The 18,398-nt window shown below is 41.9% G+C and carries 16 protein-coding genes and 1 riboswitch; of the genes, 3 read left to right on the top strand and 13 right to left on the bottom strand.

The features are described 5' to 3' along the window. Positions 1-11: 11 nt before the first annotated feature. The 10 genes from ACF1X7_RS06360 to ACF1X7_RS06405 form a co-directional block, all read right to left on the bottom strand. Positions 12-1,199, bottom strand: coding sequence for an FtsW/RodA/SpoVE family cell cycle protein (locus ACF1X7_RS06360; protein WP_004270744.1), 1,188 nt, complete (start codon positions 1,197-1,199; stop codon positions 12-14). A gap of 8 nt (positions 1,200-1,207) precedes the next feature. Beyond that, entirely contained in the window at positions 1,208-1,501 is a 294-nt protein-coding gene (locus ACF1X7_RS06365; RefSeq protein WP_004270743.1) for a DUF1507 family protein, read from the bottom strand. A 109-nt stretch (positions 1,502-1,610) separates the two neighbouring features. Then, positions 1,611-3,446 (bottom strand): translational GTPase TypA, encoded by a 1,836-nt coding sequence (gene typA, locus ACF1X7_RS06370; RefSeq protein WP_411162558.1) that lies wholly within the window; start codon positions 3,444-3,446, stop codon positions 1,611-1,613. A 151-nt stretch (positions 3,447-3,597) separates the two neighbouring features. Then, entirely contained in the window at positions 3,598-4,389 is a 792-nt protein-coding gene (locus ACF1X7_RS06375) for an inositol monophosphatase family protein (protein WP_039099196.1), read from the bottom strand. A 17-nt stretch (positions 4,390-4,406) separates the two neighbouring features. Continuing rightward, positions 4,407-4,709: a UPF0223 family protein gene (locus tag ACF1X7_RS06380; protein WP_235601711.1), complete on the bottom strand. Its 303-nt coding sequence runs from the start codon at positions 4,707-4,709 to the stop codon at positions 4,407-4,409. A 144-nt stretch (positions 4,710-4,853) separates the two neighbouring features. After that, positions 4,854-6,260, bottom strand: a complete 1,407-nt coding sequence (gene lpdA, locus ACF1X7_RS06385) for a dihydrolipoyl dehydrogenase (RefSeq protein ID WP_411162559.1) — start codon at positions 6,258-6,260, stop codon at positions 4,854-4,856. Positions 6,261-6,267: 7 nt separating this feature from the next. Beyond that, positions 6,268-7,887 (bottom strand): dihydrolipoyllysine-residue acetyltransferase, encoded by a 1,620-nt coding sequence (locus tag ACF1X7_RS06390; RefSeq protein ID WP_411162560.1) that lies wholly within the window; start codon positions 7,885-7,887, stop codon positions 6,268-6,270. A 29-nt stretch (positions 7,888-7,916) separates the two neighbouring features. Beyond that, positions 7,917-8,894, bottom strand: coding sequence for an alpha-ketoacid dehydrogenase subunit beta (locus tag ACF1X7_RS06395; protein WP_411162561.1), 978 nt, complete (start codon positions 8,892-8,894; stop codon positions 7,917-7,919). Position 8,895: 1 nt separating this feature from the next. After that, positions 8,896-10,005, bottom strand: coding sequence for a pyruvate dehydrogenase (acetyl-transferring) E1 component subunit alpha (gene pdhA / locus ACF1X7_RS06400; protein ID WP_411162562.1), 1,110 nt, complete (start codon positions 10,003-10,005; stop codon positions 8,896-8,898). Between the two features lie 308 nt (positions 10,006-10,313). Then, positions 10,314-10,976, bottom strand: coding sequence for a hypothetical protein (locus tag ACF1X7_RS06405; RefSeq protein ID WP_411162563.1), 663 nt, complete (start codon positions 10,974-10,976; stop codon positions 10,314-10,316). Positions 10,977-11,200: 224 nt separating this feature from the next. Then, positions 11,201-11,366: riboswitch (M-box (ykoK) riboswitch) on the bottom strand. Positions 11,367-11,479: 113 nt separating this feature from the next. Between ACF1X7_RS06405 and def the strand changes: the two genes are divergently transcribed. Continuing rightward, entirely contained in the window at positions 11,480-12,031 is a 552-nt protein-coding gene (gene def / locus ACF1X7_RS06410) for a peptide deformylase (RefSeq protein ID WP_004270742.1), read from the top strand. Between the two features lie 236 nt (positions 12,032-12,267). On the opposite strand, the gene ACF1X7_RS06415 is transcribed toward def, so the two are convergent. The 3 genes from ACF1X7_RS06415 to ACF1X7_RS06425 are packed head-to-tail and all read right to left on the bottom strand — an operon-like array spanning position 12,268 to position 16,277. After that, on the bottom strand, positions 12,268-14,037 hold the full coding sequence (locus tag ACF1X7_RS06415) for an ABC transporter ATP-binding protein (RefSeq protein ID WP_411162564.1): 1,770 nt from the start codon (positions 14,035-14,037) through the stop codon (positions 12,268-12,270). After that, on the bottom strand, positions 14,024-15,763 hold the full coding sequence (locus tag ACF1X7_RS06420; RefSeq protein ID WP_039098719.1) for an ABC transporter ATP-binding protein: 1,740 nt from the start codon (positions 15,761-15,763) through the stop codon (positions 14,024-14,026). The genes ACF1X7_RS06415 and ACF1X7_RS06420 overlap by 14 nt, the downstream gene beginning before the upstream one ends. 28 nt (positions 15,764-15,791) lie before the next feature. Next, complete coding sequence (locus ACF1X7_RS06425; RefSeq protein ID WP_039098717.1) at positions 15,792-16,277, bottom strand: hypothetical protein; 486 nt, start codon at positions 16,275-16,277, stop codon at positions 15,792-15,794. Positions 16,278-16,473: 196 nt separating this feature from the next. On the opposite strand from ACF1X7_RS06425, the gene ACF1X7_RS06430 reads away from it, so the two are divergent. Together ACF1X7_RS06430 and rnjA are read left to right on the top strand one after the other, a co-directional pair. Next, positions 16,474-16,686, top strand: a complete 213-nt coding sequence (locus tag ACF1X7_RS06430) for a DNA-directed RNA polymerase subunit epsilon (RefSeq protein ID WP_004270493.1) — start codon at positions 16,474-16,476, stop codon at positions 16,684-16,686. Between the two features lie 4 nt (positions 16,687-16,690). Continuing rightward, entirely contained in the window at positions 16,691-18,379 is a 1,689-nt protein-coding gene (gene rnjA, locus ACF1X7_RS06435; RefSeq protein ID WP_004270489.1) for a ribonuclease J1, read from the top strand. Positions 18,380-18,398: the final 19 nt, after the last annotated feature.

Genomic DNA, 18,398 nt, shown 5'->3' on the forward strand with positions numbered 1-18,398 from the left:
CTTTCACCTCACTAATTCGCTGCCGCAGCTTTTTTCTCTTGTGCGCTGATGTTCAACACGATTCCCAGTGCAATCGCTAGAACCATCATACTTGATCCCCCATAACTGATGAACGGTAACGTCACCCCAGTAATCGGTAAGATTCCTAGCAACCCACCAACATTGAATAGGGTTTGCACGAAAATGATAGTGCCAATTCCGTAACATAATAAAGTGTGATACATCTTAGTCGCATGAATCCCTAGGTAAAAAATCCGTGCTAGTAGCGCAAATAGTAACGCGATAATCACGAGGGTCCCAATCACACCTAATTCTTCAGTGGTAATCGATAAAATAAAATCGGTATACGGTTCTGGTAAGTAACCGCGCTTTTGGATACTATTGCCAAGCCCCAAGCCAAACCAACCACCATTATTAATCGCATAGTAGGAATTCACTAACTGACTCCCACCCATATTTTCCAATTCAAATGGATGTAAAAACGATAAAATCCGGTTGAACTTATAAGAATTAACGTTCGTTGAAAAGTTAAAGTGCCGTAAAATACTAAATAAAATCATAACCGTTGTTGTGACCGCTGTAATCAGCGAAAAACCATACCAATATGACATACCGGTGCCAAAAAACATGACTACCATCACAGCAGCCAAGATACTAGCGCCCCCTAAATCAGGTTGAATAAACACCAGTAGGATGATTCCAGCGACTAATACAACCGGACTAAAGAATAATTTTAAATTATCAACAAATCCGTCGGCCAGTTCATTTTCCTTACGCGAGAGCATATTAGCAAGGTAAATAACAATCAATAACTTCGCAAATTCTGACGGTTGAATGGTCAGTGGTCCCAATTGAATCCACGCGGTAGCCCCATTAATCGCTGCGCTTGGTCTGAAACGACTTAACAGCAATAAATAAATGAGCGCCAAGAAAACCACAATCGTCATTGCTTTTAGAAAAGTGCGATTTTTTAAAACGGATAACTTAAGAAAATATGTGATCATCATCAAGATAAAGCCTAATGCGATAAACACTAATTGCTTGGTAAAATACGCATCTGGTTTCATTCCGCGAATTGACATTAAATCCGAACTCGCCGAATAGACCATTAAAGCACCAAATGCACATAAGATAACATATGGTAGCAATAACCAATAGTCTAAATACTGAATTTTACTTTTTTGAAACTTTTTCCACACAGTTACACCTAATTTCTATTTCGTTCGTATTCAGCCTGTCCTTGCCCAACTTGCATGCCAATTTGATTGACCCGTTCTTCTAACTCACGCATCAAAGTTGCACCCTGTGGCGCACTAATAAGTTGCATCCGTTTTGCAAAATCAACCTCGCGCGAAAAACCAAATAATTGGGTATCAATTACCTCTTCAATAATTGGACATTGACTCATACAAAGCGCATCAATTTGAGCACGCAATAGTTGCTCAATGCGTAGCGCATCCGCTTCTAAAGTGAGATAAGCTGTTGTTTTTTGTTCAATCATAATTTACGCCTACCTATTCGTTATTAAAAAGCATACTCTGTTCGTTATTATACCATATTTATGCACAAAAAAAGGTAGCCAAGCGGCTACCTCTAATGGTTTTTAATGATTAACCTTTTTTACGTTTCTTATCAGCTTTTTGACGCATACTTGTGTCAAGAATCTTCTTACGTAAACGAACAGAAGTAGGTGTTACTTCACAGTATTCGTCATCGTTTAAGAATTCAATTGATTCTTCAAGTGACATTTCTTTAGGTGTCTTGATGGCAGCTGAGTGATCTTTACCAGAAGCACGTGTATTCGTTAAGTTTTTACCCTTAGTAACGTTTACGGCGATATCTGTATCACGGCTATTTTGACCAACAATCATGCCTTCATAAACATCAACGCCAGCGCCGATGAATAATTGGCCACGATCTTCAACTGATTGTAAACTATAAGTTGTTGATGAACCCGCATTGATTGAAACTAATGCACCGTTACGACGGCCTGGTTCCCAGTTCTTAATCACTGGCATGTATTTTTCGAAGGTATGGTTCATAATTCCGTATCCACCAGTCATCGTTAAGAATTCTGTTGAATAACCGATTAAACCACGTGAAGGTGCTAAGAAAGTCATCCGTGTTTGGTTATTAGCATCACTTTCCATGTTTTGCATTTCACCCTTACGTTGGGCCATTGAGTCGATTACTGAGCCTGTATATTGGTCAGGTGTGTCGATTTGAACCATTTCGAAAGGTTCGCATGTAACGCCATCAATATCGCGATAGATAACTTCTGGACGTGACAATTGTAATTCGAAACCTTCACGACGCATTTCTTCAACTAAGATTGAAAGATGCAATTCCCCACGACCTGAAACAATCCAAGCGCCGGCTTTGTCGGTATCTTCAACACGAAGTGAAACGTCAGTGTGTAATTGGTGACGTAAACGTTCTTCGATCTTACGCCCAGTAACGAAATCACCTTCACGGCCAACAAATGGTGAATCATTAGCAGCAAATGTCATTTGTAAGGTTGGTTCATCAATCCGTAAGATTGGTAAAGCTTCTTGATGGTCAACTGGTGTAACAGTTTCCCCAACATAGATATCTTCCATCCCAGAAACAGCGATTAAATCGCCTGCTTTGGCTTCTTGGATTTCAACACGGTCTAAACCGATGAAACCAAAAATCTTAGTTACGCGGAAGTTCTTAGCAGAACCGTCAAGTTTAAGAACAGAAACTTGATCACCAATCTTGATTGTCCCACGAGAAACGCGGCCAATCCCGATACGGCCAACATAGTCGTTATAGTCTAACATTGCCACTTGGAATTGAAGTGGTTCGTCACTATTATCAACTGGTGCTGAGATTGTATCTAAGATTGTGTCAAAGATAGGGTTCATTGTATGGGCTTGTGTATCTAAATCTGATTCAAGACTTGATGTCCCGTTGATGGCACTTGCGTACACAACTGGGAATTCAAGTTGATCTTCATCAGCACCAAGTTCGATGAATAATTCAAGCACTTCATCAACGACTTCTTCAGGACGAGCGCCTGGGCGGTCAATTTTGTTAATCACCACGATTGGTGTTAAATGTTGATCTAAAGCCTTCTTCAAAACAAAACGTGTTTGTGGCATTGTGCCTTCAAAAGCATCAACGACTAATAACACACCATCAACCATCTTCATGATCCGTTCCACTTCACCACCGAAATCGGCATGTCCTGGTGTATCTAAGATGTTGATTTGTTTGCCGTTATATTTAACAGCAGTATTCTTTGAAAGAATTGTGATCCCACGTTCTTTTTCGATATCATTTGTATCCATTGCACGGTCAGAAATTTCTGCGTGACCATCCAATGTATCTGATTGTTTTAACATTTCGTTAACTAAAGTTGTTTTACCGTGGTCAACGTGGGCGATAATTGCGATATTGCGAATGTCTTCTCTTTTTTTCAAGTGTTTCAGCTTCCTCTCGCTAGTGACTTGACTAGTGTTGTTTGTCTCATGTATACAAGCTATTATTTTACCATAAAAAAATGGGCTGTGCTTCATATATTAGCGTTTTTTTGAAAATACGCAAGTTTTTTTCATGAAAATTTAATTATCTTTAATCATTTGAACCATTCATAATCGTGACAATTTCTTGTATTGCTTGCTTTGGCGCGATAATCATCCCTTCTTTTCGCATCATGGAAATCGATTGACCATCAAATTGTAAAACTTGAAAACCTAACGTCTCAGCTAAAACCCGACCTGCAGCAATGTCCCATGGCGCTAATTTGGAGATGTAAGCTTGCACTTGCCCCTTCAACAAATGGGCGAAAGTGATGCCGGCGCTACCGTAAATCCGCACACCCGAGCATTGATACAACACCTCTTGCAAATGTGCTTCATTGGTGACCACCATCCGTGTATTGACACAGATTAACCCTTCTTGCAACGGCTCGTCGACAGCATTTTTGAGGGCAGCTTCGTTTTCGAATATCCCCAACTGCGGACCGCCCCAGAACAATTGATCGGCCATCACATCATAAATAATTCCGAATAGCGGCTGACCGTCTTCATAAACGCCGATCATAATGGCGAAATTTGCCCGTTGCTTCACGAAATTCATCGTGCCATCAATGGGATCAATAAAAAAAGTTAGTCCCTGTTGCCAATCATCAGGCACCTCACCGGCACCTTCTTCCCCCACTAATTGCGCGTTCGGATAAGCCGTCTTAATCTTTTCAGCTAAGAAAGCTTGATTAGCACAATCGACATTAGTCACTAAATCATTAGGTCCAGACTTAGTACTAACCGTTAATGGTTGTTTAATTTGTGTGCGGGTATAGGCAGCTGCTTCAAGGATCCACTTTTGCAGCGAACGACTTAACCGATACAGTGCTTCTTGTTCCATTTTTTCATCCACTTTCACTAATTAAGCGTCATTTTGATTTGGGTTCGACTACTCCTCTTTGCAGCCTGCATACACCGATATATTGAATAGCCTGACGCTTCTGAAAAGGCCTTATCAATTTTTTTTTCTTGCATCTTACTTTGAACAACCACTTTGAAGTCACGATAAGCAGCTTGTAAATCCGCAACTTTCGCACCAAATTCATAAGCTTGTTCAACAAGATTATATAATTTCATGACTTGGACAACTTCAGCTGGCGTCCAGTCTGGTTCTAAAGGATAACTATAGTTCGTTTGCATAAAGGCTCCTAAAATTTGCATAAATTTGCGCCAGTTTCAATTCAACTGATGCCATTAATCTCTCATATTATAACGCATTTTTTTAGAAGCTGTCGAATCCTTTTAGAAATAGCGGAATCAAAAAACGACGCACTCAACTGGTGCGTCGTCATTCTAAACTATTTATTAAATATGAATTGGCAATCCTAATGCTAATTCGGCATCACCCATAATCGCTTCACTTAACGTTGGATGTGGATGAATGGTTAGAGCAAGGTCTTCTGCATTCATGCCTGATTCAACGGCTAACGTCAATTCAGAAATTAAATCACTCGCGCCAACGCCAGCAACTTGAGCGCCCAGAACTGTGTTATCATCCGTATTCGTCACTAACCGCACGAAACCTTCTGTATCTGCTAATGATAAAGCACGGCCATTAGCTGCAAATGGGAACTTAAATCCTTTAGCGTTCATTCCTTTTGACTTGGCTTCTGCAACCGTTAAACCGGTCGTTGCCAATTCAGGATCTGTATAACAAACAGCTGGCATTGCGTGGTAATCAACCGTTAATTTCTTACCGGCAATGGCTTCTGCAGCCACTTTAGCTTCATAACTTGCTTTATGCGCCAAAGCTGCTCCAGCAACGATATCGCCAATCGCATAGATGCCCTTAACGTTAGTTTGGCCTTGTTGATCAACTTCAATCAAACCACGATCAGCCATCTTAATACCGGCTTGTTCGAGTCCCATTTCGTCGGTATTTGGCCGCCGACCAACAGTCACCATCACGTAATCGGCAACAAATTGTTCTTCTTTGCCGCCGACTTCATATTTAACCGTCACATTTTGATCAGTTTCAACAGCTTCTTTTGCCATTGCGCCAGTAATCACATCGACCCCTTTAGCCTTGAAGTTCTTTGTCACCAATTGCACCATATCTTTTTCGAAGTTAGGTAAAATCGAGTCTGTCCCTTCGAGAATCGTCACATGTGCACCTAAGTTGGCATAGGCCCCTGCTAATTCAGAGCCGATATAGCCACCACCAATGACCACTAATTCTTTTGGTACTTCCGTTAAGCTTAAACCACCAGTTGAATCAATAACCCGTTTATTAAATTTGAAGCCTTTAATTTCAATTGGACGACTACCAGTAGCAATGATTAAATTTTTAAAACTGTACGTTTGTGCACTCTCTTCTTTAATCACGCGTAAGCTATGTTCGTCCACTAAAAAGGCTGAACCGTCTAACACATCAATCTTGTGTTTTTTGAACAACATTGAAATGCCACCAGTTAGTTTTTCAACAACCTCATGTTGTTTCCAGTCTTGCGTTTTCGCAAAATCCAATGTTGATCCAGTAGTCGTCACACCAAAGACAGATGAATCTTTCGCCTCTTGTAGTCGATGACCAGCTGAAATCAAAGCCTTGGAAGGAATACAGCCGACGTTTAAACAAACACCGCCAATTGTTTCACGTTCAATCACAGTTACTTTTTGACCCATTTCGGCCGCGCGAATTGCCGCAACATAGCCCCCAGGACCTGAACCGATGACTACTGTGTCTAATTCAATTGCGAAATCACCTACAACCATTTTAAAATCATCCTTCCATCAATAATAGCTCTGGATCAGCTAATAATTCTTTTAATTCGTTCATCGCACGTTGCGCAGTTCCACCATCAATTAAACGATGATCAAATGATAGTGATAATTTCAAGACTTTGCCAACAGCCAACTCACCATCAGCGTTGACGATTGGTTCTGTCCCAATTCGGCCAACCCCTAAGATTGCGACTTCAGGGTAGTTAACAACCGGTGTAAACCAACCGCCACCAATTGATCCGATATTACTGATTGTCATTGAACCACCACTCATTTCAGCTGGTTTCAATTTGTTATCCAATGCTTTTTGCGTATTTTCGCCAATTTCTTTAGCGATGGCAAAAATACTCTTGCTGTCGGCATCCTTGATATTTGGGACATAGAGCCCGTGATCAGTATCCGTTGCAATTCCGACATTAATGTAGTGCTTATAAACAATTTCGTTAGTTGCATCATCAATTGACGCGTTCAAAGTTGGGAAGTCACGTAAGACCGTTACCAAAGCTTTAACGATGTATGGTAAGAAGGTTAACTTAATGTCCTTCTCAGCCGCTACATCCTTGAATTTCTTACGATGGGTCATCAATTTAGAAACTTCCACTTCATCGAATAAAGTAACGTGTGGTGCCGTATGCTTACTTGTCACCATTGCTTTAGCAATTGCTTTCCGCGTTGGTGACATTTTTTCACGTGTTTCCCGTTCTGGTGTCGCAGAGGTGTATGGTGTCGCAGCAACTGGTTGTGCAGCTGGTGTTGCTGGCGACGTTGGTTGTTCTGCTGTCTCTACAGCAGGTGCTGTCGTTGTTGCAGCGCCATTTTGCATGAAGATTTGCACGTCTTCTTTAGTAATCCGACCATGTTTACCGGTGGCTGGCACTTGACTGATATCAACATCGTTTTCACGTGCGAATTGTCGAACAGATGGCATAGCTAAAATCGTCCGATTTTGGTCACTAATCGCAACTACTGCTTGACTGCTTGGCGCCGTTGTTTTAGCTGGTGTTGATTCTGACGCCGTAGCTGGTGCTTGTTCAGCAGATGTTGCCGTTGCCGAATTGTGGCCTGGAGCATCAATTTCGACCAATACTTGACCGACAGTCGCCACTTCGCCTTCACCGACTAAAATTTTAACGACTTTCCCACTAACAGGTGATGGGATTTCTTCAACTGATTTATCATTTTGAACTTCTAATAAAGTGTCATCTTCTTGAATAGTATCGCCTTCTGCGACCGCCCATTTTTGAATTTCACCTTCGGCAATCCCTTCACCAATATCTGGTAACTTAAATTGGTAAACACCACCTGCATCGGTTGCAGTCGGTGTTGCTTCGGGTGTAGCAGCTGGTGTTGCCGTACTTGGTGTATCGTTACCTTCAACACCTGGTGCGTCAATTTCAACCAGTACTTGGCCAACTGTTGCCACTTCACCTTCACCGACTAAAATTTTAACGACTTTCCCACTAACGGGTGATGGGATTTCTTCAACTGATTTATCATTTTGAACTTCAAGTAAGACATCATCTTCTTGAATCGTGTCACCTTCTGCGACTGCCCATTTTTGAATTTCGCCTTCTGCAATCCCTTCACCAATATCCGGTAATTTAAATTGATATGCCATACGTCTAACGTCCCTTCTTTCGTTATCGACTAAAAGTTAATAACTTCTTTAACCTTATTTTCAATATCAGTTGCATTTGGTAACCAAGTTGCTTCAGCTTGTCCAAATGGGAATGGCGTATCAGGAGCTGAAACACGTGCAATTGGAGCTTCCAATGAAAGAACAGCACGTTCTGAAATTTCAGAAGCAACTTGTGCCCCAACGCCTGCTTGTTTTTGTGCTTCTTGAACAATAACGACCCGCCCTGTTTTTTCGACAGAGGCGATAATTGTTGCAACATCTAATGGTGCAATTGTTCGTAAATCAATTACTTCAGCTTTAACATTCTCTTTAGCTAGGTTTTCGGCCGCTTTAATCGCTTCTCTCACCATTGCACCGTAAGTGATGATTGAAACATCTGTCCCTTCAGTAACCACAGCTGCTTTATCAAGCGGCACTGTATAAGATTCATCAGGTACTTCTTCGCGGAACGACCGGTATAATTTCATGTGTTCAAGATACAAAACAGGATCGTTTGAACGAATCGCAGAAATCAATAAGCCTTTGGCATCATATGGATTACTTGGCACAACCACGCGAATCCCTGGAATTTGCGTGATCATTCCTTCAAAGTTATCTGAATGTAATTCTGGGGTATGCACGCCACCACCAAATGGTGCACGAATCGTGATTGGCATGTTGCGTGTGCCACCCATCCGATAACGTGTTCGTGACATCTGGCCAGCAATCGAATCCATTGTTTCGAAAACAAAACCAAAGAATTGAATTTCAGGTACAGGGCGGAAGCCTTCTAGTGCTAAACCGATTGATAAACCACCAATCCCAGATTCAGCTAACGGTGTATCAAAAACGCGGTCTTCACCATGTTTAGCTTGCAACCCTTCAGTTGCTCGGAAAACCCCACCGTTCTTCCCAACATCTTCCCCGAAAATCAAGACGTTCTTATCATCTGCAAGTTCTAAATCCAGCGCATTTGTAATTGCTTGAATCATCGTTTTTTGTGCCATCTTAATTCGACTCCTTTGCACTGTATTCTGCAATTTGTTCTTTAATATTTTGTGGTTGGTCTTCAAATGTAACATTCAAGAAATCTGTGACTTTTTGTTTTGGCGCAGCATCCGCTTCGTTGATGGCTGCTTTAATGTCTGTTTTAACTTGTTCGATCAATTGGTCTTCTTGATCTTGTGACCAAAGTCCCTTATCAGTTAAGAAACGACGCATTCTAACGAGTGGATCACGTTTCAACCAAATATCGTCTGTTTCTTTGGTCCGATAACGAGTGGGATCATCCCCTGATAATGTATGTGGTCCATAACGATAGGTTAATGTTTCAATTAAGACCGGTCCGTTGCCAGCAGTTGTAAATTCACGCGCTTCTTTCATCACTTCATAAACTGCTAGTGGATCCATCCCATCGACTTGAATGGCAGGAATCCCAGCTGCGACCCCTTTTTGAGCCAACGTTACAGCAGCTGTTTGTTTTTCACGTGGGACCGAAATCGCAAAGCCGTTATTTTGAACAACGAAAATGGTTGGTGCTTTAAAAGCACCCGCAAAGTTCAAGCCTTCATAGAAATCCCCCTGTGAAGTCCCACCGTCACCGGTATAAACGTAAACAGCATTTTCTGATTGGCGCTTCTTCATCCCAACCGCAACACCCATTGCTTGAATGTATTGCGCGCCGATAATGATTTGTGGTGGCATCGCCTTCAAAGATTCTGGATACTTGTTACCGTCAATATGGCCTCGTGACCATAGGAATGCTTGTGATAAAGGTAGCCCATGTTGCACTAATTGTGGCACATCCCGGTAACCAGGGAATAAAAAGTCGTCTTTAGTCATCGCAAAGTTACTTGCTAATTGGCTGGCTTCTTGCCCAGCAGTTGGTGCATAAAATCCTAACCGGCCTTGACGGTTCAAAGCAGTTGCTCGTTGATCAAGCACACGCGACCAAACCATTTGTTTCATCAGTTCAACCAATTGGTCATCACTGAGATCCGGCATCAATTCCGGATTAACAACCTGGCCAGTCTCATCTAAAATTTGAACGGTCTTAAAATCTTGGCTCTCATCGCTCAATAACTTCTCAAAATTAACTGCAGCTTTATTATTGACCATAGTATCCATATCTCCTCTTTAAAAAACTGTTTTAATGACTGCTTATATCTGTATTACTTAAGCATCTTTACAAGACTAATTTAGCATTTCACATCACTAAATGCAAGCGTTTTATAAGCTATATTAGTCAGTTTACGCTTTCATTAGTTTTTATTACATGTGAATCTAATCACTAGTTAGCTAATTTTCACGTCTGTTCTATATCTGTTATAATTTAATTCCGTTTTCTGTTATATAATAGCAAATAATAGGCACAAAAAAAGAGTCCGCCGTAGCAGACTCATCGTTAAATTTAAGTTGGGGTAGTTCTATGCCAAGACCGGTTGGGGTATCTCAGCGTTGCCAGCATGCACTAAGAGCTCTTGAAACACTCTGACTACTGGTTTAATTTGTTGACTGACTTGCACGCACCGTTCACTTACCCGCAAATCATTTAAATCAATCGCAACCTTAATTTGACCAAGGTTGACTAACTTAATCATTGTTAGCAGGATTGCCCCGACAACCAACGTTGCCAAACCCATGAAAGCAAATTGATTAACCATTAATACTGCACAAAACGAAACCAATGCAGCTACCGCCATCATAAAAGTGCTTCCCACTCTAACTTTAGGTGTTTGTGCTTTAGCACCAATCGTTGCATCTAGCACAACGCCGTGCACCATTTCAGTCACTACTTCGCCCGCTTCAATAACGTTAACATCTTTGTTAACTGTTGCGATTGTAACGGGTGTCTTTTCGCTAGCAGCCAATACCAAAATATCACCGGGCACAATTTGATCTGCACCGATTAAGCGTAAAAAACCATCACGCATAACGCTAACCCGTGCTTGTGAATTTTCTAATACTGCTTCTCTTTTAGCAGCTTCGACAGTTGTTAAGCCACTTGGGCGAGTTGCCAATAAACGCATTAACATCCCACTGCTTGTAATGCCAGTGAGGTTAACGTCTTTTTTTAATTTCTTGTGCATCGCGTTCGACACTCCTTCCCTTTTGAGGAAGTCGTCGTAAACCGCTAGCCTAATGCTGGCAGTAAAATGACAGACCACCTCGAATGATCACCATCGCTACTACTTACAGGTCCTTCAGCTGTTTTCATCATTTTACTCACCAGACTTTCTCTACTTTAAATTTAGTCATACCGCTTTATCCGACAAAAAAAGACGCACAACAATTGAGCGTCATCCATTTATCATGGCGTTCCCAATCGTTCAGTTTTAGCACTATATGACGTAGAAACCATGTTCAGCTACGTTAGAAAAAGCCTTCATTGGCAGTTTCAGTTGACTCAATTGGCATCTCTCGATGTTTCTGAGTAGCAGCGTTTGTTCATATAGGAGCCTCACCTAACGGAAAAGCAATATATCTATACTCTTATACTACCCGTTTCACTTTAGCAGGTCAAGCAATTCATTCCGTTTTAACTTGAATTGTGCTAGAATAATGAATGACGAATTAATCGGAGGTCTTAACTGTGATATTAATGAAAGATATTATCCGCGAGGGTAACCCAACACTTAGAAAAATAGCTGAACCTGTTACTTTTCCACTATCAGATGAAGATCGGCAACTTGCTGCTGACATGATGGCATTTTTAGAAAATAGCCAGGATCCTGAACTTGCTGAAAAGTACCACTTGCGCGCTGGCGTCGGTTTAGCTGCACCCCAAGTAGATGTTTCAAAACAAATGTCTGCTGTCTTGGTCCCTGGACCAGACGAACCCATCTTCAAAGATGTGATTATCAACCCTAAAATTATCAGCCACTCTGTTCAAAACGCAGCACTTGCTGAAGGTGAAGGTTGCTTATCAGTTGACCGCGAAGTGCCCGGCTTTGTGCCCCGCCCTGACCGTATTACACTACGTTACCAAGATTTAGACGGTGAAAGCCACAAGATTCGCTTAAAAAACTACCCAGCTATTGTGTGCCAACACGAAATCGATCATCTAAATGGCATCTTGTTCTTCGATCACATCAACAAGCAAGACCCATTCGCAGCACCAGATGACATGATTATTATTGAATAGAAGTACGATTGGTTGTGCTTAGCAACTGAGCATTAATACAGAATTGGCAGTTATCCCGAATTGTGGGATAACTGCCAATTTTAGATTAAACGGGAGTTGTTGCACCCAAGCGCACGTTAAAGAAGAAGTGCTGATTCGAGTTGGTCAGGCTTTGAGGCTTAACGGTAAAGGCTACTCGAGAAGCACATAAAAAAGCGTGATTGAAATCTCATTAGAAGATTTCGATCATGCTTTTTTTATGCTTTCACCGCTTCAGGCGTATCGGCAAATTGACTGTTATATAAATTAGCGTACACACCGCCGGCAGCTAATAGCGAATCGTGCGTCCCTTGTTCAACAATTTGACCATGGTCCATCACTAAAATCAAATCCGCGTCGCGAATCGTTGAGAGTCGATGGGCAATGACGAAACTCGTTCGCCCTTGCATGACTTTTTCCATGGCTTTTTGCAATAAACCTTCCAATCGGGTATCCACCGAACTAGTTGCTTCGTCCAAGATTAAAATCTTAGGATCCGCAATCACGGCTCGGGCAATCGTCAATAGTTGTTTTTGCCCAAGCGAAACGTTGCTTGCTTCTTCATCAATCGTCATTTGATAGCCGTTTGGCAACGTATGGATAAAATGATCGACATTAGCGGTTTTAGCCGCATCAACGACTTCATACTCTGTCGCATCGAGTTTCCCGAAACGAATATTATCGGTGATTGAAGCATGATATAACCAAGCATCTTGAAGTACCATCCCAAATTGGGAACGGACTTGTTGCTTGCTTAATTGCTTCGTGTCAACCCCATCAATCCGAATCGTTCCAGATGTCACATCATAAAAACGCATCAACAAGTTAATCATCGTTGTCTTCCCAGCACCGGTTGGCCCGACAATCGCCACTTTATCACCTGGGTTAGCAGTAAAGCTCAAATGGCGAATCAATGGTTTGTCTGGGTTATAGCTGAAACTGACATCATCAAATTCAACTTTACCTTGAACGATTGCTGGCAACGATGCTGTTTCATTATCGGTTGCTTCAACTGGCTCATCTAAGATTTCAAATACACGACCAGTTGCAGCAGCAGCTGATTGAATCACACCAGACAACTGTGTAATCTGTGAGATTGGTTGGTTCACTTGCCAAATATATTGAATGAAGGCTTGTAAATTACCAACTGAAATCACACCGTGCAAGACATAATAACCACCTAACGTTGCCATCCCGGCATACGTCATGTTTGTCGTTAAACCAACTAACGGCATCATCAAGCCAGAAACAAAGGCTGCCTTAAAGCCATAGTCAGTTAACCGATCCGTAATTTCTGCAAAATCAGCAATTGCGCGTTCTTCTTGTCCGTAAAGTTTCAAGACACTGAAGCCGCCATAATTTTCCTGTACAAAGCCGTTCATTTCGCCCAACGTATCTTGTTGGCCTCTAAAGTACGGCTGCGATTTCTGAATGACCCGTCTTGAAATCAATAACGATGCTGGAATCATTATTAATGATAAGAGCGCCATCCAAATATTAATCGTAATCATCATGATCACGGCCGTGATGATCCCTAAGATCGATGTCACAACTTGAATTAAACTCTGTTGTAAAGCGTTCGTAATCGCGTCCACATCGTTGGTTACCCGTGACAAGATATTCCCTTGTTGTTGTGAATCAAAAAAACGAACGGGTAGCGCATTGATTTGCAAATCAATGTCGCGCCGTAAATCACGCATCGCCCGTTGAACAGCCCGCGTCATCCAAAACGAGCCTAAAAACATCGTCACTTGATATAGCAACGCAAAGCTCAAAATCATCGCAATCACCTTCGCGATATAACTAAAATTAATCGCAACGTGTTGTGCTAAATTCCGACTGATTTCAGTAATGGCTAGTCCCATGATCACTGGCCACAGTGCATTAGCGAGCACCGAAATAACAGTTGCGGTAATCGCAAGCCAAAATGTCACTTGATACGGCCCAATGTAGCGCATTAGCCGTTTAAGTTCTCTAATATTCTTCATTGAGTTCCTCCTGTGATAACTGTGATGCCGCAATCGCACGATAAATCTCGTTATCTTTTAATAAGTCGCGGTGAGTCCCAATACCAACCACTTGACCTTCGTTTAAGACGACAATCCGATCAGCATTCATGATAGTCCCAACTCGTTGTGCCACAATCAGCACTGTTGCCTCTTTGGTGATTGACTTCAATGCACCTCGTAACGCCGCATCCGTTTTATAATCCAATGCTGAAAAACTATCATCAAAGATATAAAGCGCGGGGCGGCGGACAATCGCTCTGGCAATCGCCAAACGTTGCTTTTGACCACCAGATAAATTGCTCCCACCTTCGGCTAAATAAGTTTGTAAGCCGTCTGGTTTTTCAGCGACAAAGGTATCTGATTGTGCAATTTTCAAAGCTGTCCATAATTCTTCATCAGTCGCATTCGGATTACCATAACGCAAGTTTTCCGCGATTGTTCCGGTAAATAACACCGCTTTTTGTGGAATAAAACCGATCTTTTGGCGCAACGCCTTAAGTTGATAGTCGCGCACATCATGACCGTCAAGCTTAATCGATCCACGTGTTACGTCAAAAAAGCGTGGAATCAATTGAATCAACGTTGACTTACCACTCCCGGTACTCCCAATAAAGGCAACCGTTTCACCCGGATGCGCTTGGAACGTGACATCCCGAACGACTGGACTTTCAGTCGGACCTGGATAAGCAAAGGAGACATTATCAAACACCAATTCACCTTGTGTGTCGGTTGTTGTTACCCCGTCTTCTTTTTCGGTAATATTAATTGGCGCATTCAAAATTTTTTCAATTCGTTCTGCTGAAACAGCGGCCCGTGGATACATCATGAAGACACTGGCAAATAACATAAATGAAAACAGTACGTGGAAAATATATTCAATAAACGCAATCAACGTCCCAACCGCTAAGTGACCACCATCAATCTGAACAGCCCCTTGCCAAATGATTAGAACGAATACGATATTAAAGATGAACGAAAAGCCCGGTTGTGCTAAAGCCACCAACGTAAACAGCCGGATAGAACTATGACTGTAGTCATCATTCACTTTTCTAAAGCGTAATTTCTGGAATTGTTCCCGCACAAAAGCACGGACAACACGAATCCCAGTCAAGTTCTCACGCAGATTCAGATTAATCGCATCCAGATTTTTTTGTTGTTCCGTCGACATCGGTTCAGAAACGCGACCAATCAAGACAACCCCCGCTAGCAGGATTGGAATTGCCGCAAATACAATCCATGAGAGCGATTGACTTGTCCGTACAATCATGAAAGCACTCGCGACGATCATCATCGGGGTCATAAACCCTGTCCGCAACACTTGGGTCATAAATTGCATCACCTGGAAAGCATCATTAGTGGTCCGAGTAATCAAAGAAGACACACCAAATTCGCCATACTCACTATGGGAAAACTGCATGGTTTGTTTAAAAATATCGTTACGAATGTCACGGACGATATTGGTGGTTAATTTGCTACCAGTATAAGCCAAGCCAATTAAGCCAATTAGTCCGATTAAACAGATTCCAACCATCAACAACCCAAATTGCCACACAGGACCAAAGGTATGTTGATTAATTCCTTTATCAATAATTTGTCCTAATAACGTTGGTAACCCCAATTCGATTAGAATAAATCCAAATACGCAAATAAAGTTCCAAAATAGTAATTTCTTATATCGGATCGTATAGCGCCACATTAATTTCATCGGTGCAAACTCCTTCTAAACTTCAAATTTAATCTTCTACCTGTGCCATATCTTTAACATACTCGATTGTTTCGCGATTGACAATAAAAGCAACGTCAAAATGCAATTGTTCTTCCAAAAACCACACATCAGTGACTAGCAAAGCCGGATAACGCGGACTGACGGAGGCAATCCGCCGTTCGTAAGCCACTTCATTGAGTTGTTCCTCAATTGCGGCTGCCACATCCTTTAATGCAGATGATGTTTGTCGGATGGGCACTTGGTATTCGAAGACCATCACATTATTGCCCCAAATTTCAGTGGGCAGGTTCGAAACCAGTTTGGCTTGCGGTGCATAAAAATCCGGCTGACTCGCTTGCATTTTTTGATAAGCCACCGTTGCAATTTCATCCGCAATTTCTTGACTACTGTGTTGTAAAATCCGCGTCGCTCTTTGTCGGCGTAACCGTTTAATCAACCAGGTTAAAAAAAGCGCTAACGCGACAATGATAACGACTGACAACCAAATTAACATAACAATCCCCCACTTCTATTGCTCACTAATATGATAATTATAACCGAATCGAGGCAAACACGCTATTTAGAGCACGTCGCTCAATGTATACTTTACCGAAAAGATATGCTAAAATATTCTTAAATGTTGAGTAATCAACCCCTGGACGGTTAATCTTTCGTTTAAAACTATGATGAATAATAAAGGAGTTTTACAATTGATTTATAAAGTACTTTTCCAAGCAGACAAAACCCAAAGCCCTCTACGCGAGGCAACTAAATCGATTTATTTAGAAGCAGACAGTGCCGTTGAAGCACGCCAACTTGTTGAAGACAATACTCCCTACAATATTGAATTTGTACAAGAATTATCTGGTAAGCACCTTGCTTTTGAACAAGAATCAGAAGATTTTAAATTAACGGAGTTTTAATTAAATGAAACTCGATATTAAGAATAACGAAACCGCCGTTTTCGCCGTAGGGGGACTTGGTGAAATCGGTAAAAATATGTATGGTGTTCAATTCCAAGACGAAATTATTGTGATTGATGCCGGCATTAAATTCCCCGAAGATGAACTCTTAGGGATCGATTATGTTATTTCAGACTATCAATACCTTCAAAAGAATCAACAAAAGATCAAAGCCCTCGTCATTACCCATGGGCATGAAGATCACATTGGTGGTTTACCTTACTTCTTGCAACAAGTCCCTAATGTACCCGTCTACGCTGGTCCATTGGCACTTGCCTTGATTCGCGGTAAGTTAGAAGAGCACGGCCTTTTGCGGTCAACAGAATTACACGAACTAAACGAAGATACCGTCCTTAAATTCCGCAAAACAAGTGTTGATTTCTTCCGGACTACCCATTCAATTCCTGATACTTTAGGGGTTGCGATTCATACACCTCAAGGGGTAATCGTTGAAACTGGGGATTTCAAGTTTGACTTGACCCCGGTTGGTAATCAACCTTCCCCTAATCTTCAAAAAATGGCACGTTTAGGTGAAGAAGGCGTTTTATGTTTAATGTCTGATAGTACCAATGCCGAAGTACCAAACTTTACAAAGTCAGAACGTTTCGTCGGCACTTCAATCCGCCATATTGTGGAACGAATTGAAGGTCGCATTATTTTCGCAACGTTTGCTTCTAATATTTCACGGGTCTCACAAGCCACTGATGCTGCGATTGCTAACGGTCGTAAAATTGCCGTCTTTGGTCGCAGTATGGAAGCAGCGGTTGTCAACGGTCGTGAACTCGGTTATTTAAATATTCCCGATGAAGCTTTAGTTGATGCCAATGAATTAAATTCGTTGCCCGCCGACAAAGTGATGATTCTATGTACAGGATCTCAAGGTGAACCAATGGCTGCTCTAAGCCGGATCGCCAATGGGACTCACCGTCAAATTTCAATTCAACCTGGCGACACCGTTGTTTTCTCAAGTAATCCAATTCCTGGGAATACAATGAGCGTTAACCACGTGATTAATAAGCTTTCAGAAGCTGGTGCTGAAGTTATTCACGGTAAAGTGAATAACATTCATACGTCAGGTCACGGTGGTCAAGAAGAACAAAAATTAATGCTCCGGTTAATCAAACCGAAGTACTTCATGCCTTGCCATGGTGAATACCGGATGCAAAAAATCCATACGGAACTCGCTCAACAATGTGGTGTGGAACCTGATAACTGCTTCATCCTTGAAAACGGTGACGTCTTAGCACTCACTTCTGACTCAGCGCGGGTTGCTGGTCACTTTAGCGCCGAAGACGTTTACGTTGATGGCAACGGAATTGGCGATATTGGCAATGTCGTGCTCCGCGATCGTAAAATGCTCTCAGAAGAAGGTTTGGTTGTTGTTGTGGCAACTATCAATCTTGGTGAAAAGAACATTCTCGCTGGTCCAGATATCCTCTCCCGTGGTTTCGTCTACATGCGTGAATCAGGTGAATTGATTAGCGAAGCCCAACGCCGAGTTTTCCGAATGATCGTCAATACGTTTAACGCTAACGACAAGGTCACTGAAAACCAAGTCCGCGAAGCAATCATTGATGGCTTACAAGACTTCTTGTTTGAAAAAACAGAACGCCGCCCAATGATTTTACCAATGATCATTCAAAGTACAGAATAATAAGTTTTGCGCCAGGTCA

This window comes from Latilactobacillus sp. VITA-14 (assembly GCF_046580785.1).
GTDB lineage: Bacteria > Bacillota > Bacilli > Lactobacillales > Lactobacillaceae > Latilactobacillus > Latilactobacillus curvatus.